At 72.2% G+C, this 26,514-nt stretch carries 26 protein-coding genes; 23 read left to right on the top strand and 3 right to left on the bottom strand.

Annotated elements, in window-relative coordinates; all coding sequences use genetic code 11:
- Nucleotides 1-9: 9 nt before the first annotated feature.
- The 6 genes from QQX13_RS09890 to QQX13_RS09865 all read left to right on the top strand — a co-directional run bounded on the left by QQX13_RS09890 (nt 10) and on the right by QQX13_RS09865 (nt 10,430).
- The gene (locus QQX13_RS09890) at nt 10-6,843 is read left to right on the top strand and encodes a choice-of-anchor D domain-containing protein (protein WP_301118451.1); all 6,834 of its coding nucleotides are present in this window, start codon (nt 10-12) and stop codon (nt 6,841-6,843) included.
- 116 nt (nt 6,844-6,959) lie between these two features.
- A complete protein-coding gene (locus QQX13_RS09885) occupies nt 6,960-8,303 on the top strand; it encodes a ferredoxin reductase family protein (RefSeq protein WP_301153303.1) in 1,344 nt (447 codons plus the stop codon).
- Nucleotides 8,304-8,316: 13 nt separating this feature from the next.
- On the top strand, nt 8,317-8,778 hold the full coding sequence (locus QQX13_RS09880; RefSeq protein ID WP_301153302.1) for an FMN-binding protein: 462 nt from the start codon (nt 8,317-8,319) through the stop codon (nt 8,776-8,778).
- Between the two features lie 46 nt (nt 8,779-8,824).
- Entirely contained in the window at nt 8,825-9,598 is a 774-nt protein-coding gene (locus tag QQX13_RS09875) for an FAD:protein FMN transferase (RefSeq protein WP_301153300.1), read from the top strand.
- A gap of 161 nt (nt 9,599-9,759) precedes the next feature.
- A complete protein-coding gene (rpsP, locus tag QQX13_RS09870; RefSeq protein ID WP_301118447.1) occupies nt 9,760-10,197 on the top strand; it encodes a 30S ribosomal protein S16 in 438 nt (145 codons plus the stop codon).
- 2 nt (nt 10,198-10,199) lie between these two features.
- The gene (locus QQX13_RS09865; RefSeq protein ID WP_062301210.1) at nt 10,200-10,430 is read left to right on the top strand and encodes a KH domain-containing protein; all 231 of its coding nucleotides are present in this window, start codon (nt 10,200-10,202) and stop codon (nt 10,428-10,430) included.
- Nucleotides 10,431-10,491: 61 nt separating this feature from the next.
- On the opposite strand, the gene QQX13_RS09860 is transcribed toward QQX13_RS09865, so the two are convergent.
- Together QQX13_RS09860 and QQX13_RS09855 are read right to left on the bottom strand one after the other, a co-directional pair.
- A complete protein-coding gene (locus tag QQX13_RS09860; protein ID WP_301153298.1) occupies nt 10,492-10,902 on the bottom strand; it encodes a hypothetical protein in 411 nt (136 codons plus the stop codon).
- A gap of 50 nt (nt 10,903-10,952) precedes the next feature.
- Complete coding sequence (locus QQX13_RS09855; RefSeq protein WP_301153297.1) at nt 10,953-11,366, bottom strand: hypothetical protein; 414 nt, start codon at nt 11,364-11,366, stop codon at nt 10,953-10,955.
- 106 nt (nt 11,367-11,472) lie between these two features.
- Between QQX13_RS09855 and rimM the strand changes: the two genes are divergently transcribed.
- From rimM to QQX13_RS09790, 13 genes are all read left to right on the top strand, one after another.
- Nucleotides 11,473-12,006 carry a ribosome maturation factor RimM gene (rimM, locus tag QQX13_RS09850; protein ID WP_301153296.1) on the top strand — a complete coding sequence of 178 codons (534 nt, stop codon included), beginning with the start codon at nt 11,473-11,475 and terminating at the stop codon, nt 12,004-12,006.
- Between the two features lie 2 nt (nt 12,007-12,008).
- Entirely contained in the window at nt 12,009-12,719 is a 711-nt protein-coding gene (trmD, locus tag QQX13_RS09845; protein ID WP_301118443.1) for a tRNA (guanosine(37)-N1)-methyltransferase TrmD, read from the top strand.
- Between the two features lie 174 nt (nt 12,720-12,893).
- Nucleotides 12,894-13,241, top strand: a complete 348-nt coding sequence (gene rplS, locus QQX13_RS09840; RefSeq protein WP_301118442.1) for a 50S ribosomal protein L19 — start codon at nt 12,894-12,896, stop codon at nt 13,239-13,241.
- Nucleotides 13,242-13,327: 86 nt separating this feature from the next.
- Nucleotides 13,328-13,957: a signal peptidase I gene (lepB, locus tag QQX13_RS09835; protein ID WP_301118441.1), complete on the top strand. Its 630-nt coding sequence runs from the start codon at nt 13,328-13,330 to the stop codon at nt 13,955-13,957.
- A 1-nt stretch (nt 13,958) separates the two neighbouring features.
- Complete coding sequence (rnhB, locus tag QQX13_RS09830) at nt 13,959-14,621, top strand: ribonuclease HII (RefSeq protein WP_301153294.1); 663 nt, start codon at nt 13,959-13,961, stop codon at nt 14,619-14,621.
- A gap of 35 nt (nt 14,622-14,656) precedes the next feature.
- Nucleotides 14,657-14,980 (top strand): DUF2469 domain-containing protein, encoded by a 324-nt coding sequence (locus tag QQX13_RS09825; RefSeq protein ID WP_301118439.1) that lies wholly within the window; start codon nt 14,657-14,659, stop codon nt 14,978-14,980.
- Nucleotides 14,981-15,114: 134 nt separating this feature from the next.
- Nucleotides 15,115-15,783, top strand: a complete 669-nt coding sequence (locus tag QQX13_RS09820; RefSeq protein WP_301153293.1) for a TetR/AcrR family transcriptional regulator — start codon at nt 15,115-15,117, stop codon at nt 15,781-15,783.
- A 31-nt stretch (nt 15,784-15,814) separates the two neighbouring features.
- A complete protein-coding gene (locus QQX13_RS09815) occupies nt 15,815-17,380 on the top strand; it encodes an MDR family MFS transporter (protein ID WP_301153292.1) in 1,566 nt (521 codons plus the stop codon).
- Between the two features lie 155 nt (nt 17,381-17,535).
- Nucleotides 17,536-17,952, top strand: coding sequence for a YraN family protein (locus QQX13_RS09810; protein WP_367281257.1), 417 nt, complete (start codon nt 17,536-17,538; stop codon nt 17,950-17,952).
- Nucleotides 17,949-19,460 (top strand): YifB family Mg chelatase-like AAA ATPase, encoded by a 1,512-nt coding sequence (locus QQX13_RS09805; RefSeq protein WP_301118436.1) that lies wholly within the window; start codon nt 17,949-17,951, stop codon nt 19,458-19,460. The genes QQX13_RS09810 and QQX13_RS09805 overlap by 4 nt, the downstream gene beginning before the upstream one ends.
- On the top strand, nt 19,457-20,611 hold the full coding sequence (gene dprA / locus QQX13_RS09800) for a DNA-processing protein DprA (RefSeq protein WP_301118435.1): 1,155 nt from the start codon (nt 19,457-19,459) through the stop codon (nt 20,609-20,611). Before QQX13_RS09805 ends, dprA begins: the two co-directional genes overlap by 4 nt.
- A 105-nt stretch (nt 20,612-20,716) precedes the next feature.
- Nucleotides 20,717-21,643 (top strand): tyrosine recombinase XerC, encoded by a 927-nt coding sequence (locus tag QQX13_RS09795; protein WP_367281256.1) that lies wholly within the window; start codon nt 20,717-20,719, stop codon nt 21,641-21,643.
- A 14-nt stretch (nt 21,644-21,657) separates the two neighbouring features.
- The gene (locus tag QQX13_RS09790; protein WP_301118434.1) at nt 21,658-22,476 is read left to right on the top strand and encodes a sigma-70 family RNA polymerase sigma factor; all 819 of its coding nucleotides are present in this window, start codon (nt 21,658-21,660) and stop codon (nt 22,474-22,476) included.
- 15 nt (nt 22,477-22,491) lie between these two features.
- Here QQX13_RS09790 and QQX13_RS09785 read toward each other — a convergent pair whose 3' ends face one another.
- The gene (locus QQX13_RS09785; RefSeq protein ID WP_301118433.1) at nt 22,492-23,028 is read right to left on the bottom strand and encodes a murein hydrolase activator EnvC family protein; all 537 of its coding nucleotides are present in this window, start codon (nt 23,026-23,028) and stop codon (nt 22,492-22,494) included.
- Between the two features lie 338 nt (nt 23,029-23,366).
- Between QQX13_RS09785 and rpsB the strand changes: the two genes are divergently transcribed.
- The 4 genes from rpsB to frr are packed head-to-tail and all read left to right on the top strand — an operon-like array spanning nt 23,367 to nt 26,483.
- Nucleotides 23,367-24,248, top strand: a complete 882-nt coding sequence (gene rpsB / locus QQX13_RS09780; RefSeq protein ID WP_301118432.1) for a 30S ribosomal protein S2 — start codon at nt 23,367-23,369, stop codon at nt 24,246-24,248.
- A gap of 11 nt (nt 24,249-24,259) precedes the next feature.
- Nucleotides 24,260-25,099: a translation elongation factor Ts gene (gene tsf, locus QQX13_RS09775; RefSeq protein ID WP_301118431.1), complete on the top strand. Its 840-nt coding sequence runs from the start codon at nt 24,260-24,262 to the stop codon at nt 25,097-25,099.
- A 54-nt stretch (nt 25,100-25,153) separates the two neighbouring features.
- Complete coding sequence (pyrH, locus tag QQX13_RS09770; protein WP_301118430.1) at nt 25,154-25,900, top strand: UMP kinase; 747 nt, start codon at nt 25,154-25,156, stop codon at nt 25,898-25,900.
- A gap of 34 nt (nt 25,901-25,934) precedes the next feature.
- Complete coding sequence (gene frr, locus QQX13_RS09765; protein WP_436968576.1) at nt 25,935-26,483, top strand: ribosome recycling factor; 549 nt, start codon at nt 25,935-25,937, stop codon at nt 26,481-26,483.
- Nucleotides 26,484-26,514 lie beyond the last annotated feature (31 nt).

Here is a 26,514-nt window from a genome sequence, read left to right as displayed (position 1 = left end):
ATGGCCACGATGACGACGCGGAAGTCCATGAGGGCGGGCTGGGCCGCCACGCTGTTGGTGTTGCTGCTGGGAGCGCTGGTCGTACAGGCGAGCCCCACGTCCGCGGCGCTCCTCGAGGACGTGGTGTACCGGATCAACGTGGGCGGCCCCGCGGTGGCCGCCGCGGACGGGTCCAGCCCCGGTTGGAGCGCCGACACGGGCGGGTCCACCTCGCCGTACCGCGTGGCCGGCAGCAACAACACGTACGGGCTCGGGCGTGGAGGCGCGTACTCCGGCCCGATCGACATGAGCGACGGAAGCGTGCCCGCGAGCGCGCCCGCCGAGGTGTTCGAGACCGAGCGCTACGACAACTCGGGCGGCACCGAGATGGCGTGGGCGTTCCCGGTCACGGTCGGTTCCACGTACCGGGTGAGCCTGCTGTTCGCGGAGCTGTACTCGGGCATCGACCAGGTCGGCGAGCGCGTGTTCGACGTCTCGGTGGACGGTGCGGTGCCGACCGAGTTCTCCGGCATCGACCCGTTCGCCCAGGCGGGTGCGACCGGCGCCATGGCGCGCACCGTCGAGGTGCTTGCGGCGGACGGCACGCTCGACCTCGAGTTCCTCCATGTCGCGCAGAACCCCGCGCTCAAGGGCATCGAGATCGTCGAGATCTCGTCCAGCGAGGTCGCTCTCGCCGCGTCCCCCGCCGCGCTCGACTTCGGAGCCGTGAACGTCGGCGTCTCCTCGGCGCCGCAGGCGCTCACCCTCACCCACGTCGGGGTCGTGCCCGACCCGGCCATCACCATCGACTCGATCACCCTGGCCACGGGTACGGACTTCTCCGCCGGCGCGCCGAGCACCACGGTGGTCGGCCCGGGCGGAACCGTCGCGCTCGACGTCACCTACGCGCCGACCGGCGCGGGGGCGCACTCGGACACCCTCACCGTCGCGTACTCGAGCACCGCGGGCGCCGCGACGGTCGAGGTGCCGCTCAGCGGGTCCGGTGTCGAGCCGACGCCGATCGGCAGCGCGTTGACGGCCGACCCCGCGTCGGTGACCTTCCCCGCGACCCTGGTCGACGGCGGCCTGAGCACCGTGTCCGTGCAGCTGGCGAACGCCGGCGCCGTGGGCGAGTCGGCCATCACCGTCACGGCGATCACCATCTCCGACGCGCAGTTCGGCGGTGGCGCCCTGCCGGTCGCGGCGATCGACCCGGGTGCCACGACGGACGTGGACTTCACCTTCGATCCCGCTGCCGCAGGCAGCCAGACCGCCACCGCGACCATCGACTACGAGCGGGATGGCGAGACCGCCAGCCTCGTGGTGCCGCTCGCCGGCACAGGTGAGGCCGGCTCGGCGCCGGTCGAGAACGTGGTGTACCGCATCAACGTGGGCGGCCCGCTGGTGGCCGCCGCGGACGGCACGAGCCCCGACTGGGGTGCCGACTCGGGCGCGTCGCTCTCGCCGTACCGCGTCGGTGGCAGCAACAACACGTACGCCTTGGGAGCGGGCAGCGCGTACTCAGGTCCGATCGACATGAGCGACGCGAGCGTGCCGGCGAGCGCCGCGGCGGCGGTGTTCGAGACCGAGCGCTGGGACAACTCCGGCGGGGACGAGATGACCTGGGCCTTCCCGGTGACGGTGGGCTCCACGTACCGGGTCAGCCTGTTGTTCGCGGAGCTGTACGCGGGCATCGACACGGTGGGCGAGCGCGTGTTCGACGTCTCGCTCGAAGGTGCGGTCCCGGCTGAGTTCGACGGCATCGACGCCTTCGCCCAGGCGGGCGCGGCCGGCGCGATGGCGCGCACCGTGGAGTTCACCGCCACGGACTCGACGCTCGACCTGGTGTTCCTGCACGTGGCGCAGAACCCGGCGCTCAAGGGTATCGAGATCACCGACCTCACCTCCTACGACGGCATCCTCGCCGCCACCCCCGACGCGTTGTCCTTCGGCGGTGTGACGGTCGGAGACACGTCTGCGGCGCAGACGCTCGCACTCACCAACCTGGGCGCCGTCGGCGACCCTGAGCTGACGATCCTGTCGGTGAGCGCCGGTGACGACTTCGCGATCGATCCGGACCTGACGGGCACATCCGTCGCCGGCGGCGACAGCGTCTCGCTCGACGTCACGTTCGCGCCGTCGAGCGACGGCCCGGTGAGCGGCTCGCTCGTGGTGGACTACCAGGGCTCCGGAGCCCCGCAGACGGTGAGCGTGCCGCTCTCCGGCACCGGTGTGCCCGTGCTGTCCTCCGGCACGGTGCTGTACCGCGTGAACTCGGGCGGAGCGACGCTTGCGGCCCTGGACGACGGCCCTCCGTGGCAGATCGACACGAGCTCGATCCCGTCCGACTACCTGGTGGCCGCGGGTTCGAACGGCGGCATCTCCGTCAACTCGACTCCCGACGCGTCGGTGCCGGCGACGACCCCGCCGCAGGTCTTCTCGTCCGAGCGGTACGACACGACGAGCACCATGGCCTACTCGTTCGACGTGCCCGCGGGCACGTGGGTCGAGGTGCGCCTCTACGCGGCGAACGGGTGGGGCGGGACCTCCCAGCCCGGCCAGCGCGTGTTCGACATCAGCATCGACGGCGTGGTGCCGCCGGAGCTGTCGGCCATCGACCTGTCGGCGCAGTTCGGCCACCAGGTCGGGCACATGTTCGCCATCCCTGTGTACTCGGACGGCGCGGTCGACATCGGCTTCACCGGGATCGTGGAGAACCCGCTGATCAACGCCATCGAGATCGTCGAGACGGTCCCCGAGCCGGGCGTCCTGATCCCCGAAGCCACATCGCTCGACCTCGGTTCGGCGATCGTGGGTGGATCCTCGAGCGCGTCCATCGACCTCGTCAACACGGGCGGTGCGGGCGACCCGGACATCACGATCGACGCGATCACCGTCTCGCCGGACCTGGTGTTCTCGACGGGCGCTCCCAGCGTCTCGTCGATCGCGCCGGGACAGTCCTCGTCGGTCGCTGTCACCTATGCGCCGACCGCGACGGGCGTCGACACCGCCACCATGACGGTCGCGTACTCGAGCTCCGCGGGCTCCGGCGAGGTCGATGTCGCGCTCACGGGCACGGGCGCCGAGTCGACGCCGATCGCCGACGCGCTCGCGGCCGACCCCGATGCGGTGACCTTCCCTGACACGCTCGTGGACGGCGGCAGCAACACCGTGCCGGTGCAGCTCCTCAACACGGGCGCGTCGGGCGAGGGCGCGGTGACCATCACGGGCGTGACCGTCTCCGACCCGCAGTTCTCCGCGGGCGCGCTGCCGGGCGCGGCGATCGCGCCAGGAGCGGGAGCCACGGTCGACCTCGCCTTCGATCCGTCGAGCGTGGCGTCGCACTCCGCCACCGCCACGTTCGACTACGAGCGTGACGGCGAGACGGGCAGCCTGATCGTGCCGCTGTCGGGTGTGGGCGTGACGGATCTGTCGATCGACGCGCTCTCGTGGAACCAGTCGCAGCTCGGCGGCGAGGTGTCGCAGTCCGCGACCACCCTCGATTGGGGTCCCGACGGCAGGCTCTACGTCGCGCAGATCGACGGGACGATCTTCGCCTACACGGTGGAGCGTGAGCAGGGTACCGACTACAGCGTTCCGGGGACCTACGTCGTCACCGCCAGCGAGCAGATCGACGTGGTGAAGGAGATCCCGAACCACGATGACCAGGGCACGGCGCAGCCGACCATGACCGGCAGGGTGATCCTCGGCATCCTCGTGGAGGGCACCGCGGCGAACCCCGTCATCTACGTCACCTCGAACCACCCGATGATCAACGGCGGAACCGCCATCGACACCAACTCGGGCGCGCTCTCGCGGGTCTCGTGGACGGGCAGCTCATGGGAGCACCTCGTCCTGGTCGCGGGCCTTCCGCGCTCCCAGCACGACCACATGCTCGGCGGCATCCAGATCGATCCGGGCGCCAACATGGCGTACATCACCTCGGGTGGCAACACCAACCAGGGTGCCCGCTCGAACAACATGGACCAGCTCCCCGAGTACGCGCTCGGCTCCGCGATCCTGAGCATCGACCTCGGCGCCATCGACGCGATGCCCACGCAGACCATCGACGGTGTCGACTACAAGTACCTCCTGCCCACGATCAGCTCCGGCCCCAACCCCGGCGCGGGCGTCATGCCGTGGGGCGGGCAGGGCGGCGCCAACATGGCCATGCTGATCGAGGGCGGCCCCGTCCAGATCCACTCGCCCGGCTACCGGAACGCCTACGACGTGGTGCTGACCGAGAACGGCAACTTCTTCACCGTGGACAACGGGCCGAACGGTGGCTGGGGGCACGCCCCGAGCGCGAGCTACGTCGACGACGACATCACGGGGGCGGGCGACGCCACGGTGGAGAACGGCCTGTGCGTCGACTCGTCGTACGCCGCGGGCGGAACGACCAAGCCCGACCAGCTTCATCGGGCGAACGCCGGCGACTACGGTGGGCACCCGAACGTCACTCGCGGCAACCCCCTCGGGCTGCCCGACGGCGTCGAGAACTTCGGAGCGGCCATCCCGGGGGCCTGGTACCAGGATCCGCGCGAGTGCGAGTACCTGCCCGCCGGGTTGGACGGCGCGCTCACGACCTTCGGTTCCTCGACGAACGGCATCACCGAGTACACCGCCTCGTCGGTCTTCGGGGGCGCGCTCGAGGGGGCGCTGCTGACGGCCTCCTACACCGGCAACGGTGTGATCTGGGCGATGATCCCGTCGGCGGACGGGCTGTCGCTCACCACGCAGAAGGTCGAGCTGTTCTCCGGTTTCGGCGCCTACCCGCTCGACGTGGTCGCGCAGGGCGACGACGAGGAGTTCCCGGGCCTGGTGGCGGCCGTCGCCTACCAGGCGGCGGCGAGCATCGTGCTGTGGGAGCCCGCGGGCGGCGCGGCGTGCGACCCGTCGGACCCGGCTGCGGACAGCGACGGCGACGGCTACACGAACGCCGACGAGGTGGCGAGCGGGACGGCGCCGTGCAACAACGGGTCGCGACCGCCGGACTTCGATGGCGACCTGATCGGTGACGTCACGGACCCCGACGACGACAACGACGGCCTGGCCGACGTGGTCGACCCGTTCCAGGTGGACCCGACCAACGGCGTGGGGACCACCGAGATCCTCCTCACGTTCGACGCCACCCAGAACGCGGGCGGCTTCGAGGGTGCGGGGCTCACCGGTCTGATGGTGAACGCCACCGACAAGGGCGCCGGCGCGGGTGACGACTACCTCGACCTGCTCAACCGGACGGACGTGATCTGGGGCGGCACCTCGCCGCTGATCCAGATCAACGAGGTCAAGGAGGGCGACGCGTTCGCCGGCGGCAACGACCAGATGGACGCTCTGCAGGTGGGTGTCGACACGGCGGGCACGCCCTTCCGTGTCGAGACCACGATCGCGGCGCCGTCGTTCGCGAGCACCGATCCCGCGTTCGCCGGCGCGGCACAGGACTTCGCGGCGCAGGGGGTGTTCATCGGTGACGGCACGCAGTCGAACTATCTGAGGTTCGCGCTCGCCTACGACGGTGGAGTGGTCATCCAGGCGCTCAAGGAGGTCGACGACACGGTCGTGGAGGTCAACGCGCCCGCTGCTCCCGACGCCGTCGACGCCGCATACGTCGGGCTGATCCTCGACGTCACGCCGGGGACGACCGAGGCGACCGTGGTGCCGTCCTACGTGGTCGACGACGGCACGCCGGTGGTGCTCCCGGAGATGACCATCCCGATGTCGTGGTTCGACGGCCCCGCGTACCTCGAGACCGGCGATCCTGCGTCGACCCTCGCGGCCGGCATCATCGCGACCTCGCGCGGCGCCGCGGAGCCGTTCGACGCCGCCTGGACTGATCTCTTCGTGACCCCGACCGACCCGCCGGTCGACCCGGACCCGCCGGTGGACCCGGACCCGCCGGTGGACCCGGCCCCGATCGCCCAGGCACGGGTCGAGGTCACGCCCGGCGGCGCGCTCAACACGTCGACGTGGGGGACGAACACGATCCAGATCACGAACGAGAGCGACCCCGGCGTGCTCCTCACCTCCGTCGAGTTCGACCTGTCGACGGCGATCCTCCCCGATCTGGTCTTCGACCCGGACGACGGGACCACCGCGGGCGACAACACCGATGTCTGCTTCGTTCCCAACTCGGGCGCCGCGGCTACGGGCCTGACCACGCAGCTGATCTCCGGTGAGAACTGCGGGCCGGACGCGCCGCAGCCGCTCACCGATGCCTTCCTGGATCCGTACCAGGACGGCTTCCGCACGCTGCACCTCGAGTTCGACGACTTCGACGAGGGTGACGATGGCTCGGGCGCCTACGCGTTCGGCTTCCAGGTGGACATCGACCCGACCAGCATCAAGGGCACGGGCTCGCCCGGGCCAGGCGAGTCGGGATCCGTCTCGGGGCTCGAGCTGACGGGCGCGACGGTCACCATGACGTTCTCCAACGGCGAGACCCACGTCGCGACGCTCTTCTCGGACGGCAGCGACGGGGGCGCGATCGCGATCGCCAAGGCTGACGCCGCCGCCGCACCGACCATCTCGGTGGCCGGCGTCGGGGCCGGACCGGCGGACGTGACCGATGTGGCGCAGACCGTCACGCTCACCGGCCCCGCCGGTGCGACGTACGAGCTCCTGCGGGTCGAGGGCGCCATGTTCGAGCAGTCCGGCGGTGGCGTCGACGTCGATCCGTACGAGATCAACAGCGCGGTCGTGGTCGAGGTGATCTCCGGAACCGTGACGAGCGGGAGCGTGGACATCCCCGTGACGCTCACCGATTCCGTCACCGAGGGCGGGTACAACTACCTCGTCGCCGTGATCCGGGACGCCGACGGTGACACCGGGGCGGCGTCGCCGGTGATCGTCCTGGCGCTCCCGTGAGCGGAGACCCCGTCGACCGCCGCGAAGAGACGTCCCGGCTGAGCACGGTTGCCGGAACGCGGCACCGCCTTCGTAGGATGTGACGGAACCCGCTGCCGATCGACCCCGGAGGCACGATGACCCACGCGACCTACGCGCGTCGCCAGGCGGCGCGCTCGTGGTGGCGTGACGGGCTCGAGGGCTCGATCTACCTGCTGTGCGCGATCGGGATCGCGTTCGCGATCGCAGACGGCGCGCTCCTCGCCACCTCGGCGCTCGACGGGATCTATGCGGCGGGACGCCTCACCGGCATCGTCGCCGCGATCCTGGTGCTCGTGCAGATGACGCTGATCTCGCGCGCGCCCTTCGTCGAGCGCGCCTTCGGCCACGATCGCGTCGCCGCCGTCCACACGCGCCTCGGCAAGCCCGTCGTGATCCTCATGCTGGTCCACGCCGGCATCATCACGGTGGTGTCGGCGCAGTACGACGGGCACTCGGTGCTGTCCCAGAGCGCCGCGTTCTGGGAGCTGGGATGGTTCATGATCGCCGCGCAGGCGGCGCTGGGGATCTTCCTGGTGATCGCCGCGACCTCCCTGGTCGCCGTCCGCCGGCGCTGGCGGTACGAGCGTTGGCACGCGGTCCACCTCCTCGTGTACGTGGGAGTGGCCGCGGCGGTGCCGCACCAGTTCCTCGAGGGGTCGACCTTCCGCGACGCGGGTGCCGCGTGGTGGTTCTGGCTCGTGCTCTACGTGCTCGCCCTGGGCTCGTTCCTGCTCTGGCGGATCGTCGTGCCGGCGATCCGGACCTCCGCCCACGGCCTGCGGGTGGCGTCGGTGGAGCCGCTCGCGGACGGGTCCACCAGCATCGTGCTCGCGGGTCGCGGCCTCGACCGCCTCCGCGCCCGTCCCGGCCAGTTCATGCTGTGGCGGTTCCTCGACCGGGAGCGCTGGACCGAGGCGCACCCGTACTCGCTGTCGCGGGCGCCGGAGGCCGACACGCTGCGGCTCACCGTGAAGCCGTCCGGCGATCACTCGCGCGGCCTCGCCGCCCTGCGCCCCGGCACCCGCGTGGTCGCCGAGGGTCCGTTGGGGGTCTTCACCGAGGACAGCGCGCATGCGCCGGGCGCGGTGCTCGTCGCGGCGGGGATCGGCATCACGCCCATGCGCGCGCTGCTCGAGGGCGACGACGCTCCCGCCGCGCTGATCTACCGGGTCCGCTCGCGGTCCGAGGCGCCCCTGCTCGACGAGGTCGCCGCCCTCGCGGCGGAGCGCGGCGTCGCGCTGCACGTCGTGGAGGGGCCGCGGGCATCCACCGGGTGGGGCACGGCGGCAGGCGAGACGCTCGCCTCGCTGGTGACCGACGTCGCCGACCGTGACGTGTACGTGTGCGGCCCGCCCGCCTGGACCACGCGGGTGCGGGACGATGCGCGGGCGGCCGGGGTGCCCCGGCACGCCATCCATGAGGAGAGGTTCGGCTGGTGACGGGGGGTGGACGATGCGTGCGTCGCGTGCGGTGATGGTCGCCGGCGGCTGCGTGGCGATCGTGGGCGCCGGCTGGGCGGCGTCGCCCAAGGAGCTGCCCGACCTGGACCTGGCCGAGCCGGACGGCGCCGCGACGGCCGATCCGACCGCTGAGCCGACGGCCGATCCGACGTCGACCGCGGACGCCGACGCCGGCGATGCGGTCGTGGTCGACGGCCCGGTGGTGACCAACGTGAGGGGCGACTACCAGGCCCGCATCACCGTGGTCGACGGCACCGTCACCGCGGTCGAGGCGCTCGCGGCGGGGACCCAGGACGCCCAGTCCGTCCGGATCAACGCCACCGCGGTGCCGGAGCTCGCCGCGCGGGTGCTGGCGGCGCAGACGTGGGACGTGGACCACGTGTCCGGCGCCAGCTTCACCTCGCCGGGCTTCCTCGAGTCCGTCGAGGGGGCGTTCGACGCCGCCGGACTGTGAGCGCGCGCCCAGCCGCCTGCCAGGTTCGCCTGCGATGATGCCGGGCATGACGACCTTCCGCACCACCGTGCACTCGATGGCCATGCCGTTCGTGGTCGAGATCGACGACGCCGACGCCGAGGCGTGCGAGCCGGCGGTGGCGCAGTTCCACGCCGCCCTCGAGTGGGCGGACGACGTGTTCTCACGGTGGCGGGAGGACTCCTACCTGAGGATGGTCGAGCGCGGCGAGCTGACCCTCGACGAGGCGCCGCGGGAGCTGCGCGAGGTGCTGGAGGCGTGCGAGTGGTTCCGCGAGGCGACGGCGGGCGGCTTCGACGCGCGCCGCGGCGACGGCGTGGTCGACCCGACCGGCCTGGTCAAGGGGTGGGCGGTCGCCCGGGCGGCGCGCCACCTCGACGGCGCTCGCGGCACGGGCTGGATGGTGGGAGCCTCGGGTGACGTGCTGGTCGCGCCGGGGACGGAGCGGCGGGTCGGCATCGCGGACCCGCGGGTGAAGGGCGATCCGACGGGCACGGCGGTCATCGACGTGGTGGCGCTCGGCGGCGCGTTCACCGCGCTCGCGACCTCGGGCGGGGCGCAGGTGGTGGATCACATCTGGGACCCGGCGACCGGCGAGGTCGCCCGGCACTTCCAGCAGGTCTCGGTCGCGGGGACCGACCTGACGGAGGTCGACGCGTGGGCGACCGCCATCGCGGCGGGCGGCCCCCGCATCGTCGCCCCTGCGCTCGGGCGGGGCCTCGAGGTGATGGTGGTGACGGGGGAGCGGTACGACGGCACGTTCGACGCGCAGACCTCGCCGGGCTGGCCGAGCGTGCGCTGAGCGCACCGCGTGTTGGTCGAGGCGGGCGGGTTCTGGCACAATGGGTCGCTGGTGATCGCGGCCCTCTACCCGCGTGAGCCGATTCGTCTTGCCGGCGGCCCCTCTGATTTCCCCAGGGGAGCGAGCGCCGGCTCACACCGAATGATCAAGGAGCAACAGCCATGGCTGTCAAGATTCGTCTGAAGCGCTTCGGCAAGAAGCGCGCCCCCTTCTACCGCGTGGTCGTGATGGACTCGCGTTCGCGCCGCGACGGCCGCGCGATCGAGGAGATCGGCAAGTACCACCCCACCGAGGAGCCCTCGGTCATCGAGATCGACTCCGAGCGTGCGCAGTACTGGCTCTCGGTGGGCGCGCAGCCCACGGAGCAGGTCGCCGCGCTGCTCAAGCTGACCGGTGACTGGGCCACCTTCAAGGGTGAGAAGGGCGTCAACAACGTCAAGGGCGCCGTCGCCAAGGCCGACGCCGCCGACGCGATCAAGGCTCACGCCGACGCCGCCGAGAAGGCCAAGGCCGACGCCGCCGCCAAGAAGGACGCCGCGAAGGCCGAGGAGGCCCCCGAGGCCGAGGCCGCTGAGGCGACCGACGGCGAGGACGCGTAAGCATGGTCGTCGACGCGCTCGAGTTCCTGGTCCGCAGCATCGTCCGCAACCCGGACGACGTGCGCGTGACCGAGCGTTCCGGGCGCCGGGGCACCACCCTCAACGTGGTGGTCCACCCCGACGACCTCCCCCGCGTGATCGGTCGCCGCGGTCGCACCGCGACGGCCATCCGCACGGTGGTCGAGGCGGTCGCCAGGGACGACGTTCGCGTCAACATCGTCGACGTCGCCTGACATCTCTCGCATCAGAGGCCCCCTTCCCATCAGGGAAGGGGGCCTCTGCGCGTCCGGGAGGTCAGTGGGTGAAGTACCGGTTGGCGGCCTTGTTCCACAGCAGGGCGAGGATGAGCACCGCGAACAGGAGGGTGATGACGGCCGACATCGCGCCGCCCGTCCCGAGCAGGACGAGGCTGTAGACGCCGGCGGCGATCCGCACGACCATCACCACCGAGACGAGGATCCGGGCCATCGCGGCGCCGGCGCCCAGCATCGCGGCGACCACCCCGGTGACCAGCCCGACCGCGACGGAGACGATCCCCGAGATGAGCACGGTGGCGCCGCTGACCTCGATAGCGTCCGTGAACGTCGAGCTGCGCGACAGCGCCATCATGATGACGCCGCCGAGGACGTCGAGGATCGCGGCCAGCCACGTCAGGATGATGACGGTGATGACGTTGCCGGGTCGGGTGCGTTCAGCGGTGGGCATGTCGCCTCCTGGGTGAGGCGACGGCGTCGTCGCCGCTCCTCGACTCCAGGCTAGGCACGCGGCCCGCGGAAGAACGCGGAGGCGCGCGGCGTCGACAGCATCAGGATGATGAGGGCCGCGCCGACGATCTGGCCGATCGCCTGCCAGCGGGTCAGGTCGCCCAGCGTCGCGAGAGCGTAGCCCGCGACGACGATGCGCGCGAGCATGAGCAGGTACACCACGACCCGCGAGAGCTGCGACCCGGCGGCCAGCCCCAGCGCGACGGCCGCCGTCACCAGCGCGAGCCCGAGCAGGGAGCCTCCGTAGATCTGCAGCTGGCGCTCCGTGACGTCGACGTCGATCGGCTCGGTGCTGAAGGACAGCCACACGAGCATCGCACCGCCGACCAGGTCGAGCAGCGCGGACAGCCAGGTGAGGATCACGACGAACGTCACACCCGCAGGGCGCTTGACGGTGCTGGCCATCGAGGATCCTTTCCGCTGGTAACCGGCCTCTCCACGCTAGCGCGCGGGGAAGCGCTCCGCCAGGGCCGAGGAGCTCCCGGACCCGCGGGGACCGTACCCTGGACCCATGAGACTGACCGTCGCGCGCATCGGACGCGCCCATGGGCTCAAGGGCGAGGTGTCCGTCGAGCTCCGGACCGACATCCCCGACGACAGGCTCGTGCCGGGCGAGGTGTTCGAGACGGAGCCGGCGTCCGCGGGTCCGCTCACGGTGTCGCGGGTGCGGGTCCAGGCGGGCCGCTGGTACGTGCAGTTCGCGGAGATCGGCGATCGCGACGCGGCGGAGGCCGCCCGCGGGGTCGAGCTCACGCTCGACGGCGCCGAGTCAGACGAGGACGACGCCTGGTACGTGCACCAGCTCGTGGGCCTCGCGGCGGTGCGACCCGACGGCGCGTCGGTCGGCGAGGTGGTCGACCTGCTCTCGATGCCGGCGCAGGACGTGCTGGTCGTGAAGGAGCCGAACGGTCACCGGGCGATGATCCCGTTCGTCGAGGAGTTCGTGCCCGAGGTCGATCTCGACGGCGGACGCGTGGTGCTGACGCCGCCCTACGGCCTGCTGGCGGGCGAGGAGCCGGAGAGCACCGGGGAGACCGCGGGCTGACCATGCGCATCGACCTGATCACGATCTTCCCCGAGTTCTTCTCGGTCCTGGACGTCTCGCTGCTGGGCAAGGCGCGGCAGGCGGAGCTGGTGCAGACCCGCGTGCACGACCTCCGCGACTACGCGGCCTTCAAGGCCGACGGGTCCCCGGACGTCCACCGCACGGTCGACGACGCCCCGTTCGGCGGCGGCGCCGGGATGGTGATGAAGCCCGACGTGTGGGGCAAGGCGATCGACGACGTGCTCGAGCCAGGCGGCGTGCTGGTGATCCCCAGCCCCGCGGGCACGCTCTTCACCCAGGCGCTCGCCGCCGACCTCGCGACGGCGCCGCAGCTCGTGTTCGCGTGCGGGCGCTACGAGGGCATCGATGCGCGCGTCGCGGAGCACTACGCCGCGGCCGGGCACCGGGTCCTCGAGGTCAGCCTCGGCGACTACGTGCTCAACGGGGGAGAGGTCGCCGCGTTCGCCATGACCGAGGCCGTCACGCGGCTCATCCCCGGATTCATGGGCAACGCGCAGTCGATCGTCGAGGAGTCCCATGCGGACGGGCTGCTCGAATACCCGAGCTACACGCGCCCGGCCACCTGGCGGGGTCACGACGTGCCAGACATCCTGCTCAGCGGGCACCACGCCCGCATCGAGGAGTGGCGGCACGAGCAGCAGCTGCAGCGCACGCGGACCCGTCGTCCCGACCTGCTGCCCCCTGAAGGATGACGCGCACCGCGCCCCTCGCATCGTCCCGCCCGGATATGGCAGAATAGATCCTCGGTGCGCGCGGCGCCGGGATCTGCCACAGGGGGTCCGGCTCAGCCCGCGACGCAGCTGTCACATCGAATGCCTTCGGGCAGAACCGTGCGTGACCTGTGGCATGTACGAGGAGAGAGAGTCATGCAGAAGCTTGACAACGTGGTCGCGGGCCAGCTCCGCGACGACATCCCGGCCTTCCGCGCCGGCGACACCGTGAAGGTCCACGTCAAGGTCATCGAGGGCAACCGCTCGCGTATCCAGGTGTTCCAGGGCGTCGTCATCGCGCGTCAGGGTCAGGGCATCGGCGAGACCTTCACGGTCCGCAAGATCTCGTTCGGCGTGGGCGTCGAGCGTGTCTTCCCGCTCCACGCGCCGACCATCGAGAAGATCGAGGTCGACCGTCGCGGCGACGTCCGTCGCGCGAAGCTGTACTACCTGCGCGGTCTCCGCGGCAAGGCCGCGCGCATCCGCGAGAAGCGCGAGAGCTGACCATCGCGACCGCCAACGACGCGCCGGCAGACGGGAATCCGTCTGCCGGCCGTCGTGCGTGGGGGTGGGTCAAGGAGACCGCCCTGGTGATCGTGAGCGCGCTGCTGCTCTCGCTGATCATCAAGACGTTCTTCTTCCAGTCGTTCTACATCCCCTCGCCCTCGATGGTCCCGACCCTCGAGGTGGGCGACAGGATCCTGGTCACCAAGTGGCGGCCGGATCCGCTGCCGCTGCGACGCGGCGACATCGTGGTCTTCAAGGACCCGAACAACTGGCTCGGCCACTCCTCCGAGGAGCAGAGCGGGCTGCACCTGGTGGTGAAGGACGTCCTCACGTGGACGGGCCTCCTGCCGGAGGACGCCGGCGAACACCTGATCAAGCGTGTGATCGGGCTGCCCGGCGACACGGTCGTCTGCGACGACCCGGACGGACCGGTCGTGGTCAACGGCGAGGCGCTCGACGAGCCCTACATCGCCGAGGGATCGCGCGCCTGCGGCACCACCTTCACGGCGGTGGTCCCCGACGGCTACCTGTGGGTCATGGGCGACAACCGCGACGACAGCGCCGACTCGCGGGCCCACATGGGCGACCCAGGCGGCGGCGCGGTGCCGCGGGCCAACGTCGTGGGCACGACCTTCGCCGTCGTGTGGCCGCTCGACCGCTTCACCGGCGTCGGCAACCCCTTCGGGGACCAGGCGGTCTCCGAGGACGACTGACGTGACCGTCTCGCTCGCCCACGAGCGCGCGCTGTGGGACGCGGGCGCACGGCTGGTCGCGGGCATCGACGAGGTCGGGCGCGGCGCGCTCGCCGGTCCCGTCTCGGTCGGGGTGGTGGTGCTCGGCCCCTGCGAGACCTGGCCCGAAGGGCTCACGGACTCGAAGCTGCTGACGGCCGCCCGTCGCGAGGCGCTCATGGAGCCGCTCGCGACCTTCGGCGAGGGCCGCGCGGTCGGGCACGCGAGCGCGGGCGAGATCGATGCCGTCGGGATCGTCGCGGCGCTCCGGCTCGCCGCCAGGCGTGCTCTCGAGGAGATCGCGCTGCCCGTCGACGCCGTCCTGCTCGACGGCACGCACGACTGGCTCACGCCGCCGCCGGCGGACCTGTTCAGCGGCCTGGGGGACGATGCGGGGGAGTGGGAGGCGCCGCCCGTCACCATGGTGGTCAAGGGCGACCGGGCCTGCGCCTCGATCGCCGCGGGATCGGTGATCGCGAAGGTGGAGCGCGACGCGCTGATGGCGGCCGCGCACGCCGACCATCCCGCCTACGGCTGGGACGGCAACAAGGGCTACGGGGCCGCGGCCCACCTGGACGCGCTGCGGCGGCTCGGGCCGTCGCCGCTCCATCGGGTCAGCTGGAGGCTGCCGACGCGCGAGGCGTGACGCGCGCGGGCGGCGTGCGTTCGTATGATGGACCGGTGAGCCACGAGGACCTCGAGAACTACGAGACCGAAGCCGAGCTGGCGCTGTACCGCGAGTACCGCGACGTCGTGGGACTGTTCCAGTACGTCGTCGAGACGGAGCGCCGCTTCTACCTGTGCAACAAGGTCGATCTGCAGGTGAAGGCGTCCGGAGGCGACGTCTACTTCGAGGTCACCATGGCCGACGCCTGGGTGTGGGACGTCTACCGCTCCGCGCGGCTGGTGCGGAACGTGCGCGTGGTCACCTTCAAGGACGTCAACATCGAGGAGCTCGCGCGCGACGACGACCTCCCCGACCTGCGCCAGCTCCGCGGACGCTGACGCGGCACGGGTGCCGCGCCCGCGCATCGTCCCCCTCGACCGCCTCACCGCCCCCGATCCGGGACCTGGGTCTCTGGCGCGCGGAAGATTCGTGCACTTGACGCAAACTTGCAGAGTCTGCAAGAATGCAGAACATGCACACTGCACCGTCGCGGGAGGCCGCGGGTGCGGCCCCCGCATCCACCCCGGCCCCGACGGGCCTGCGTGAGCGCAACCGTCTGCGCCGCACCCGGCGCGTCGAGCGCGCGGCCCTCGAGCTGGCCCTCGAGCACGGTCTCGACGCCACCACCGTCGACTCGATCTGCGACGCGAGCGACATCTCGGCTCGCACGTTCTTCAACTACTTCGGCTCGAAGGAGAGCGCGCTCCTCGGCGCCCCTCCCGCACCGCTCACCGACGCGCAGGTCGAGGTGTTCCTCGCCGGCGACGGCACCGTGCTCGAGGACCTGATGACGCTGCTCGCGACCACGTTCCTCGCGAACGAGCCCGACATGGAGATCTGGCGCATGCGCCGCGAGCTGTTCGCGCGCGAGCCCGTGCTGCACGCCGCGCAGCTCACCCGCGTGGCCGACAAGAAGGAGCGCGTCGCCGCCACGGTGGCGGCACGCCTGCGCGCCGCCGACCCCGCCCTGTCGGAGGAGGCCGCCCTGCGGGAGGGCCACCTCACCCACGGGATCGCGATGTCGGCCTTCCAGCAGCTCGGCCGCGAATGGACCGCCGCGGACGTCGCCAGCCCCGACATCGCCGCCCTCGTCGACGACGCGATCTCCCGCGTCCGACGCATCGTCTGCCCCGGCGCCTGACCCGCGCCACGTCCCCCCAGGAAGAAGAGCCATGACCACCACCTCATCGGCGCGCGCCCACGCGGAGCCGCCCACCGACCGCAGGGGCATCCTGCTGGTCTTCGTCGGGCTCATGACGGCCATGCTGCTGTCCGCGCTCGACCAGACCATCTTCTCCACCGCGCTGCCGACGATCGTCGGCGAGCTCGACGGCGTCGACCACATGCTCTGGGTGACCACCGCGTACATCCTCGCGGCGACCATCATGATGCCGGTCTACGGCAAGCTCGGCGACCTCATCGGACGCAAGTCGCTGTTCATCATCGCGATCTCGCTGTTCATGGTCGGCTCGATCGTCGGCGGCCTGTCGCAGGGCATGACGGAGCTCATCGTCGGCCGCGCGATCCAGGGCCTCGGCGGCGGCGGGCTCATGATCCTGTCCCAGGCGATCATCGCGGACATCGTCCCGGCGCGTGAGCGCGGGCGCTACATGGGCGTGATGGGCGGCGTGTTCGCCCTCGCCTCCGTGATCGGGCCGCTGCTGGGCGGCTGGTTCACCGAGTCCGTCGGCTGGCGGTGGTGCATGTGGATCAACATCCCCCTGGGCGCGATCGCGATCCTCTCGGCCATCCTGTTCCTCCACCCGAACCCGCAGGGGCGTGCGAAGCCCCGCCTCGACATCGCCGGCATGATGCTCATCGCGATCGCCTCCGCCGCGCTGGTGCTGTTCACCTCGTGGGGCGGCGGCCAGTACGAGTGGGACTCGCCGGTCATCCTCTCGCTCATCGCCGTCACGGTGCTCGCGGGCGCGGCCTTCGTCGCCGTCGAGCGCCGCGCCGCCGAGCCGATCATGCCGCTGCACATGTTCCGCGAGCGCAACTTCGTGCTCACCACGGGCGCGGGCCTGCTCATGGGCATCGCGATGTTCGGCACCCTCGCGTACATGCCCACGTACCTGCAGATGGTCGCCCAGGTGGACGCGACCACGGCGGGCCTGCTCATGATCCCGATGATGGGCGCGATGCTGCCCACCTCGATCATCGTGGGCCGCGCGGTCAGCCGCACCGGCCGGTACAAGTGGTACCCGGTCGCGGGATCCGTGATCATCGCCGTGGCGATGTACCTGCTCTCGACCATGACCTACACGCAGCCGGTGTGGGTGACCTGCCTCTACCTGGCCGTGTTCGGGATGGGGCTTGGCCTGCAGATGCAGGTCCTGGTCCTGATCGTCCAGAACACCTTCCCGCTGACCATGGTCGGCACCGCGACCGCGGCGAACAACTACTTCCGGCAGATCGGCGCATCGCTCGGAGCCGCGGTGGTCGGCTCCCTCTTCACCAACCGCCTGGTCGCGCTGCTGTCGGAGCGGGTGGACGGCGGCGGCTCCGCGCTCGCCGACGCCAACTCGCTGACGCCCGCAGCCGTCCAGAACCTGCCGCAGGCCGCGCAGGACATCATCGTGAGCTCGTACAACGACGCGCTCACCCCGGTGTTCCTGTACATCGTGCCGCTCGCGCTGCTGTCGCTCACGCTGCTGCTGTTCGTGAAGGAGGCGCCGCTGCGCACCACCCTCGAGACCCGGGCCCCGGAGACCGAGCCCGAGGCCGTCGCCGTGTAGCCCCCGCCACGCGCGATCCTCGGTGGCGCCCCCGGTGGCCCGTCGCCTCGCCCTCGCCTGGGAGTGACGAGGCGAGGGTCGCCTCGGGGCGTCGTCGCCGTTGCGTGGGGGACGCCGATGTCCCCCGGAGGCCCCGCCGCCGACGCTGTCCACCGGTGTGGGCGCTGCGAGTGCCGGTGAACGGTGGCTCCCGCATCGTGGTCGCGGGAGGTGCCATGGCGCTCAAGGATGCGGTGGGGCGGTTCGGGGAGCGGCTCGCGGAGCGGCGGCTCCGGGAGCACGGCTGGGAGGTGCTCGCGACCAACTGGCGGTGCGCGCTCGGCGAGCTCGACCTGGTGGCGGTCGACGGCCGCGACGCGGTGTTCGTCGAGGTGAAGACCCGGCGCTCCGAGGCCTACGGAGGCGCCGTCGCCGCGGTGACGCCGGCGAAGCTGCGCAGGCTCCGGCTCCTCGCGGGAGCGTGGCTCGCGTCCCAGGACCGTGCGTTCGACGGCGCCCGCATCGACGTGGTCGCGGTCACGCTCCCGCGGTCGGGCCCGCCGGTGGTCGAGCACCTGCGTGACGTCGGATGATCGGGCGGGCCCGCTCGGTCGTGCTCACCGGGCTGTCCGGTCACGTGATCGACGTGGAGGCGCACGCCGCCGCGGGACTGCCCGCCTTCACCATCGTCGGCCTCCCGGACGCCTCCCTCGCGGAGTCGAAGGAGCGGGTGCGAGCGGCCGTCGCGTCCTCGGGGATGGAGTGGCCGCGCGGCCGGGTCACCGTGAACCTCTCGCCGGCGTCGCTGCCCAAGTCGGGCTCGACCACGGACCTCGCCATCGCGACCGCGGTGCTCGCGGCGGGCGGTCGGATCGACGCGCGCCGGGCCGGGCGGCTGATGCTCCTCGGCGAGCTCGGCCTCGACGGACGGATCCGCCCCGTGCGCGGCGTCCTCCCCGCGGTCGCGGCCGCGGTCGAGGCGGGTGCGCGCGACGTGGTGGTGCCGGCGGGGAACCGGGACGAGGCGCTGCTGGTCCCCGGGGCGACGGTCCGTGCCGAGGCGACCCTCGCGGCCGTGCTGCGGGCGCTCGGCGGCGACGCGAGCCCCGCCGCGGTCGAGCCGGTGCTCGCGCGACGGCCGCCGAGCGCCACGCCGCCCGACCTCGACCTCGCCGACGTGCGGGGGCAGGCGGACGCGCGCATGGCGATCGAGGTCGCAGCCGCTGGGGGGCACCACCTGCTCATGGTCGGACCGCCGGGCGCCGGCAAGACGATGCTCGCCGAACGCCTGCCCGGCATCCTGCCGCCCCTCGACGACCCGGACGCGCTCGCGGCCACCGGCATCCACTCGCTCGCCGGGACGTTCGACGCCGCCGGGGGCCTCCTGCGCCGGCCCCCGCTCGAGGCGCCTCACCACACCGCGTCGACCGTCGCGATCGTCGGCGGCGGGTCCGGGATCGCGCGGCCGGGGGCGATCTCGCGCGCGCATGCGGGCGTCCTCTTCCTCGACGAGGCGCCCGAGTTCCCCGTGCGGGTGCTCGAGACGCTGCGCCAGCCGCTCGAGAGCGGTCAGATCGTGCTGCACCGCGCGCAGGGAGCGGTGCGCTACCCGGCGCGCTTCCAGCTCGTGCTCGCGGCGAACCCGTGCCCCTGCGGTCAGCTCGGCGCACCCGGGGCACGCTGCGAGTGCACGCCGCTCGCGCGACGCCGGTACTTCGGCCGCCTCTCCGGTCCGCTCCTGGACCGGGTCGACCTCCAGGTCGCGCTCCTCCCCGTCGGAGCCGCGGATACCGAGCGCGGCGAGGACTCGGCGACGGTGGCCTCCCGGGTCGCAACCGCGCGGGCGGCGGGCGCCGCGCGCCTGGCAGAGCTCGGCATCCGGGTGTCGGCGCGGGCGCCGGGCCCGTGGCTCAGGACCGTGACCTCACGCGCGGTCACCACCGACCTGTTCCGCGCGGTGGAGAGGGGCACCCTCACGGGACGGGGGTTCGACCGCGTGCTCCGGGTCGCCTGGACGCTGGCGGATCTGGACGGCGTCGAGTCGCCGCGGCGGGACCACGTGGCTCGGGCGCTCGTGCTGCGGCAGGGGGTGACGGCGTGAGCGACGGGACCGGCACCGAGGCCTCGGCGCTCGTGGCGTGGAGCGCGCTCGCGGAGCCGGACGACCCGCTCGCGCTCGGGATCGTCGCCGCCCTCGGTGCGACGGAGGCACTCGCCTGGGTGCGCAGCTGCGCCGGGTCCGGCGTGCTCCTGAGCCCTCCCGCGCTCGATCGGAAGCAGCGGGACGCGCTGGTGGGGGCGCTGCCCCGATGGGTCGCGCGGCTGCCCGAGGCGGATCCGCGTGCGCTACGAGAGCGGGCGGACCTGCTGGGGGCGCGCCTCGTCACGCGCGGTGGGCGCGGATGGCCGCCGGCGCTCGACCGGCTCGGCGCGGCTGCTCCGTTCGCACTCTGGATCCGCGGTGAGCTCGATCCGGCGGCGAGCTGGTCGCGCTCGATCGCGCTCGTGGGGGCGCGGGCCGCGACGGCGTACGGCGAGCACGTGGCGGGAGCGATCGCCGCCGAGGCGGCGGCGCGCGGCATCGCCGTCATCAGCGGGGGAGCGTACGGGATCGACGCGGCCGCGCATCGCGCGACGCTCGCCTGCGTCGGTGCGCCGATCGCCGTCCTGGCGGGAGGGGTCGACCGACTCTACCCAGCGGGCAACACACGCATGCTCGAGCAGGTCGTGGCGTGCGGCGCCGTGGTCTCGGAGCAGCCGCCGGGCCGCGCCCCCATGCGGCACCGCTTCCTGAGCCGCAACCGGCTGATCGCCGCGGCGTCGGCCACGATCGTGGTGGAGGCCGCTGCCCGGTCGGGCGCGCTCAACACGGCCCGCCACGCGTCGGAGCTCGCGCGTCCGGTCGGGGCCGTGCCCGGTCCGGTGACCTCGGGGGCGTCCGCCGGATGCCACGCCCTGATCCGGGCCGGCGCGGCCGTGCTGGTGACCGGTCCCGGCGAGGCGCTCGAACTCGCCGCTCCCCTCGGGGAGGTCGACGAGCCGGCCGCAGTCGGGAGCGACGGCCGCACCGACTTCGGCAGCGCGCAGGAGCGCGCGGCCCACGCCGGGATCGGTGCGCGCGGTTCGACCACCGACGCGATCGCGCGCGCCGCGGGCCTGACCGGGGGCCAGGCGCAGGCCGCGCTCGGCGGCCTGAGCCTGCGAGGGCTCGTGGAGCTCCGCGACGGGCGGTGGCACCGCCTTTCGCCCTGATAAATCGGACATTCCCATGCAAACCATGTGTGTCAGGTGTGAATCATGTGACAAATGTGACTGAAGGTATTGATTTGACAGGTGTGACGGTGCCATGGTGTGGCCATGTCGACCATGGACATCGCCACCGCGAGCGACCTTCTGCGCTCGTACGAGGGGTTTCTGCGCCACCAGCGCGGACTCTCGGGCAACACGGTGCGCGCGTACCTGGGCGATCTGAGCCACCTCACCCGCCACCTCGACGCCGACGGCGATCCGGACGTGGCGCTGACGGCCGCGACGCTCGCTGATCTGCGCGCCTGGCTCGCCTCGATGCACGCGGAGGGGCTGTCCCGGACCACGCTGGCGCGGCGGGGGGCCGCCGCGCGCACGTTCTTCGGGTGGGCCGAGGAGACCGGACGCATCGTCCCCAACCCCGCGCTGCGGCTCGCCTCGGCGCGGCCGGCCTCGACGCTGCCGACCGTGCTGTCGAACGCCGACGTCCTGGCGCTCCTCGAGCTCGCGGGCACCCGCGCCGATGACGGCGACCCGCTCCACCTGCGCGACTGGGCCGCCGTCGAGCTGCTCTACGCGACCGGCATGCGCGTGGGCGAGCTCGCGGGGGTCGAGATCGGTGACGTCGACCTGGCCCAGCGCCTGGTGAGGGTGATGGGCAAGGGCGGCAAGGAGCGGATGGTGCCGTTCGGCCAGCCCGCGGCCCGCGCGATCGAGCAGTGGCTGGAGCGCGGGCGACCGCTGCTCGTCTCCGAGTCGACCGACGCGGCGCTGCTGCTCGGCCGGCGTGGACAGCGCGTCAACCAGCGCCAGGTCCGCGAGGCAGTCCACGAGCTCTGCCGTCTCGCCGGGGTCGAGGAGGTCGCGCCCCACGCGCTGCGGCACACCGCCGCGACCCACCTGCTCTCGGGGGGATCCGACCTGAGGTCGGTCCAGGAGGTCCTCGGGCACGCCAGCCTGTCCACCACCCAGCGCTACACCCACGTCACCGCGGAGCGGCTGCGCGCCGCCTACCAACTCGCCCACCCGCGCGCCTAGAGGGAGACGCCACCATGTCCGAGCTGAACACGCTCCTGTCCGAGGTCGAGCCCGACCGTCCCGTCGCCCTGAGGACCGTCGACACCGCGCCGTGGTGGGAGGCGATGGCGGGCGAGGGCGACCGCCGCGCCGCCGCCCGGGACGCGCTCATCACCCACTACGCCCCGCTCGTCACCCAGGTCGCGACCCGCGTGATCGCGAAGCTGCCCGACACGGTCGAGCTCGGCGACCTGGTCTCGTACGGCATGTTCGGCCTGATCGACGCCGTGGAGAAGTTCGAGGCCGAGCGCGGGTTCAAGTTCGAGACCTACGCGGCCACGCGCATCCGCGGGGCGATCATCGACGAGCTGCGGGCGGCGGACTGGGTGCCGAGGTCGGTGCGGTCGAAGGCGCGCACCCTCGAGCACGCGACGCGCACGCTCGAGCAGCAGCTGCTGCGCCCCGTGACGGACGAGGACGTGGCCGAGCACCTCGGCTGGGCCACGGCGGAGGTGCGCACCGTTCGCGCGCAGGTCGCACTGTCCCATGTCGCGGCGCTCGACGGCATGCCCGTGGAGCCCGACACGCGGCCGATCCCGACGCTCGGCGCGGGGATGCTCGGGGCGACGCACCATGCCCTCGAGGCGCGGGAGCGCTCCTCGCTCCTGGCGGTCGCCGTGCAGGGCGTGCGCGACCGCGAGCAGGAGGTGCTGCGCCTCTACTACTACGAGAACCTCACGCTGGCGCAGATCGGCGAGATCCTCGGCGTGACGGAGTCGCGCGTGTCGCAGATCCATTCGGCCGCGGTGAAGAAGCTGCGCGAGACCCTGGTGCGGACCGGCGCCTTCGACTGATCGGGGCCGCATCGCCTACCGGTCCGGCAGCAGGATGATCGGGCCGTAGCCGCGCAGCACGTCGAGCGGGTCGACGTAGGCGTCGCCCGCGCGCACGCCCCAGTGCAGGCAGGTCGTCGGGGCGCAATGCCCCGGCTCCGACCCGACCACGCCCACCGGTTCGCCCGCCTGCACGGCCGTGCCCGCCGCGACGTGCGCGTCGACGGGCTCGAGGGACGATCGCAGCGACCCGTGGTCGACGGTCACCACGCCGCGGTCCACCACCCGTCCCGCGAACGTCACGACGCCGGCGCCGGGGGAGAGCACCGGGGCGCCCACGACCGCGATCAGGTCGAGCCCGCGGTGCCCCGGCAGCCACGGCCGCGCGGGAGGGTCGAACAGGCCCGCGGCGCGCAGCGGCTGGACCGGTGCGTCGAGCACCGGAGCGGCCTCCTCGACCGGCCCCGGCGCGACCGCCCGTCCCGCCGGCGCGGTGGCGCCGACGGCGGTGACGGCGAGCGCGAGCGCGACCAGCGCGGCGGCCGCTCCGCGACGGCGGGGACGGATCCTCATGGGACGATGCTGCGGTCGCCCCGGTGGCGCCGGGGCGCCGCCGCCGCGGCCCGGGGACGAGCCGTCCGCCTTCGCGGGCGGGGGACATCGGTCGGCGGTCGCGCGTGGCCGCCACCCTCAGGTACCATTGATCCCGCATCCGGCATGCCCGGATGACATCGCGCGCCATTCGCGCCCCCGTGAGGGGACGCGCCGGAAGGGCGAGGTCCGAGCAATCGGTGCCCGACCGCGTTGGCGCCAGGGATGCGAGCCTCCCGGCCCGCATCGTCAACCGAACATGGGCGCCCCGTGCGCCCCCACACCAGGCACGCGCGTGCGCGTGCGGACAAGGATGAGCCATGGCCGTCGTGACCATGCGCCAGCTGCTCGACTCGGGTGTCCACTTCGGACACCAGACCAGCCGCTGGAACCCCAAGATGAAGCGCTTCATCTTCACCGAGCGCAACGGCATCTACATCATCGACCTTCAGCAGTCGCTGTCCAAGATCGACGCCGCCTACGAGTTCGTGCGCGACACCGTCGCCCACGGCGGCACCGTGCTGTTCGTCGGCACCAAGCGCCAGGCGCAGGAGCAGATCGCCGAGCAGGCCAAGCGCGTGGGCATGCCCTACGTGAACGAGCGCTGGCTCGGCGGCATGCTGACCAACTTCCAGACGGTCAGCAAGCGCGTGCAGCGCCTCAAGGAGCTCGAGGAGATCGACTTCGACGACGTCGCCGGCTCGGGCCGCACCAAGAAGGAGCTCCTGGGCCTCCGTCGCGAGATGGAGAAGCTCGACAAGACCCTCGGCGGCATCCGCGACATGGCCAAGGTCCCCTCGGTCGTGTGGATCGTCGACACCAACAAGGAGCACCTCGCGGTCGACGAGGCGAAGAAGCTCGGCGTCCCGGTCGTCGGCATCCTCGACTCGAACTGCGACCCGGACCAGGTCGCCTACGGCATCCCCGGCAACGACGACGCCATCCGCTCGGTGGGCCTGCTCACCCGCGTGATCGCCGACGCCGTCGCGGAGGGCATCCGCCTGCGTCACTCGGGCTCGGCCGCCACCGGCGCCGAGGCCGAGGCGGGCGAGGAGCCCCTCGCCGAGTGGGAGCAGGAGCTCCTGGACGGCGCGAAGGCCGAGGAGAAGGCCGCCGAGGCGCCCGCCGCCGAGGCTGCCGAGGCCCCCGCCGAGACCACCGCTGACGCCGAGACCCCCGTGGTCGCGGCCGACGAGAAGTAAGGACCCCTCACATGGCCAACTACACCGTTGCCGACATCCAGGCGCTCCGCGAGCGCACCGGCGCCGGCATGCTCGACGTCAAGAAGGCGCTCGACGAGGCGGACGGCGACCAGGAGAAGGCCGTCGAGATCCTGCGCATCAAGGGCCTGAAGGGCGTCGCGAAGCGCGAGGGCCGCGCGGCCTCCGAGGGCCTCGTCATCACCAAGATCGAGGGTGACGAGGGCGCTCAGGTCGGCACCCTGCTCGAGCTCAACTCGGAGACCGACTTCGTCGCGAAGAACGACAAGTTCATCACGCTCGCGAACGCCGTGCTCGACGCGGCGGCCGCGGCCGGCGCCGACTCGGCCGAGGCCGCGCTGGCCGCCGACATCGACGGCAAGACCGTCCAGGCGTTCATCGACGAGGCCGCCGGCACGCTCGGCGAGAAGGTCGTGCTGCGCCGCGTGGCGCGCGTCGAGGCCCCGGTCGTGACCGAGTACCTCCACCGCACCAACAAGGACCTGCCCGCCCAGGTGGGCGTCCTCGTGGGCTCGGACGCCAAGGCCGCCTCGGTGGCCAAGGACGTCGCGATGCACACCGCGGCGTACTCGCCCGCGTACCTCACCCGTGAGGACGCTCCGGCGGACGTCGTGGAGAACGAGCGTCGCGTCGCCGAGGAGGTGTCGCGTGCGGAGGGCAAGCCCGAGGCCGCGCTGCCGAAGATCGTCGAGGGCCGCCTCAACGGCTGGTTCAAGGAGAACGTGCTCGTCGAGCAGGCGTTCGCCAAGGACCCCAAGACCACGGTCGGCAAGGTCGTGGACGCCACGGGTGGCGCGCTCGTTTCCTTCGCGCGCTTCCGTGTGGGAGCCTAGGACCCAGCTTCACCCATAGATGACCAAGGCGCGGCGCGCCGTCAGGAGGATTCCGTGACCGAGACCAGCGATCTGATCCCGGGCACGGAGCCCCAGGCGGCGCGCCGCGTGCTTCTCAAGCTCTCCGGCGAGATGTTCGGCGGGGGCCAGCTCGGCCTCGACCCGGACGTCGTGAGCCGCGTGGCGCGCGAGATCGCGGACGCCGTCCACCAGGGCGTGCAGGTCGCGGTCGTGGTCGGCGGCGGCAACTTCTTCCGCGGCGCCGAGCTGTCCGAGCGGGGCATGGAGCGCTCGCGCGCCGACTACATGGGCATGCTGGGCACCGTCATGAACGCCCTCGCCCTCCAGGACTTCCTCGAGCAGGCGGGCGTCACCACCCGCGTCCAGACCGCCATCACCATGGGCCAGGTCGCGGAGTCCTACCTGCCGCTGCGCGCCATCCGTCACATGGAGAAGGGCCGCGTGGTGATCTTCGGCGCGGGCGCCGGCATGCCCTACTTCTCGACCGACACCGTCTCCCTCCAGCGCGCCCTCGAGACCCGCTGCTCCGAGGTGCTGATGGGCAAGAACGGAGTCGACGCGGTCTACACCGCCGACCCGCGCAAGGACCCCGACGCGGAGCGCCTGGAGCACGTCACCTACGCCGAGGCGCTGCAGAAGCGTCTCGCCGTCATGGACGCCGCGGCGTTCTCCCTCGCGATGGACAACCGGATGCCCATGCAGGTGTTCGGCCTCGACACGCCTGGAAATGTGACTCGCGCCCTGCTGGGTGAGAGGATTGGAACCCGGGTGACGGCGTGAGCCCGTCCCTCTTAAGGAGACTTGCGTGACTGAGATGATCCTCCTCGAGGCCGAGGAGAACATGGACAACGCGGTGGAGGTCGCGAAGAGCAACTTCGCGTCCATCCGCACCGGGCAGGCGTCCTCGGCGATGTTCGCGAACATCGCCGTCGACTACTACGGCGCCCCCACCCCGCTGCAGCAGCTCGCCTCCATCCAGGTGGTCGAGGCGCGCTCCGTGGTGATCTCGCCCTACGACGTGAGCGCCAAGAAGGAGATCGAGACCGCGCTGCGGAACTCGGACCTCGGGGTGAACCCCACGGACGACGGCAAGGTGCTGCGCGTCAACCTCCCGCAGCTCACGGAGGAGCGCCGCCGCGACTACGTCAAGCTCGCGAAGTCCAAGGCGGAGGAGTCCCGCGTGACGCTCCGCAACATGCGCCGCAAGGCCAAGGATCTGATCGACGCCTCCGTCAAGGACGGCGAGGTGGGTGAGGACGAGGGCGCGCGCGCCGAGAAGGAGCTCGACGCCCTCACCAAGAAGCACGTCGACGCGATCGACGCGCTCCTCGCGCACAAGGAGAGCGAGCTGCTCGAGGTCTGATGACGGTCACGACCTCACGTCAGGGCGTCCG

The organism is Demequina lignilytica (assembly GCF_030418375.1).
Taxonomy (GTDB): Bacteria; Actinomycetota; Actinomycetes; order Actinomycetales; family Demequinaceae; genus Demequina; species Demequina lignilytica.
The sequence above is the reverse complement of the archived record's forward strand: the minus strand, read 5'-3'. Positions and strand labels throughout refer to the sequence as shown.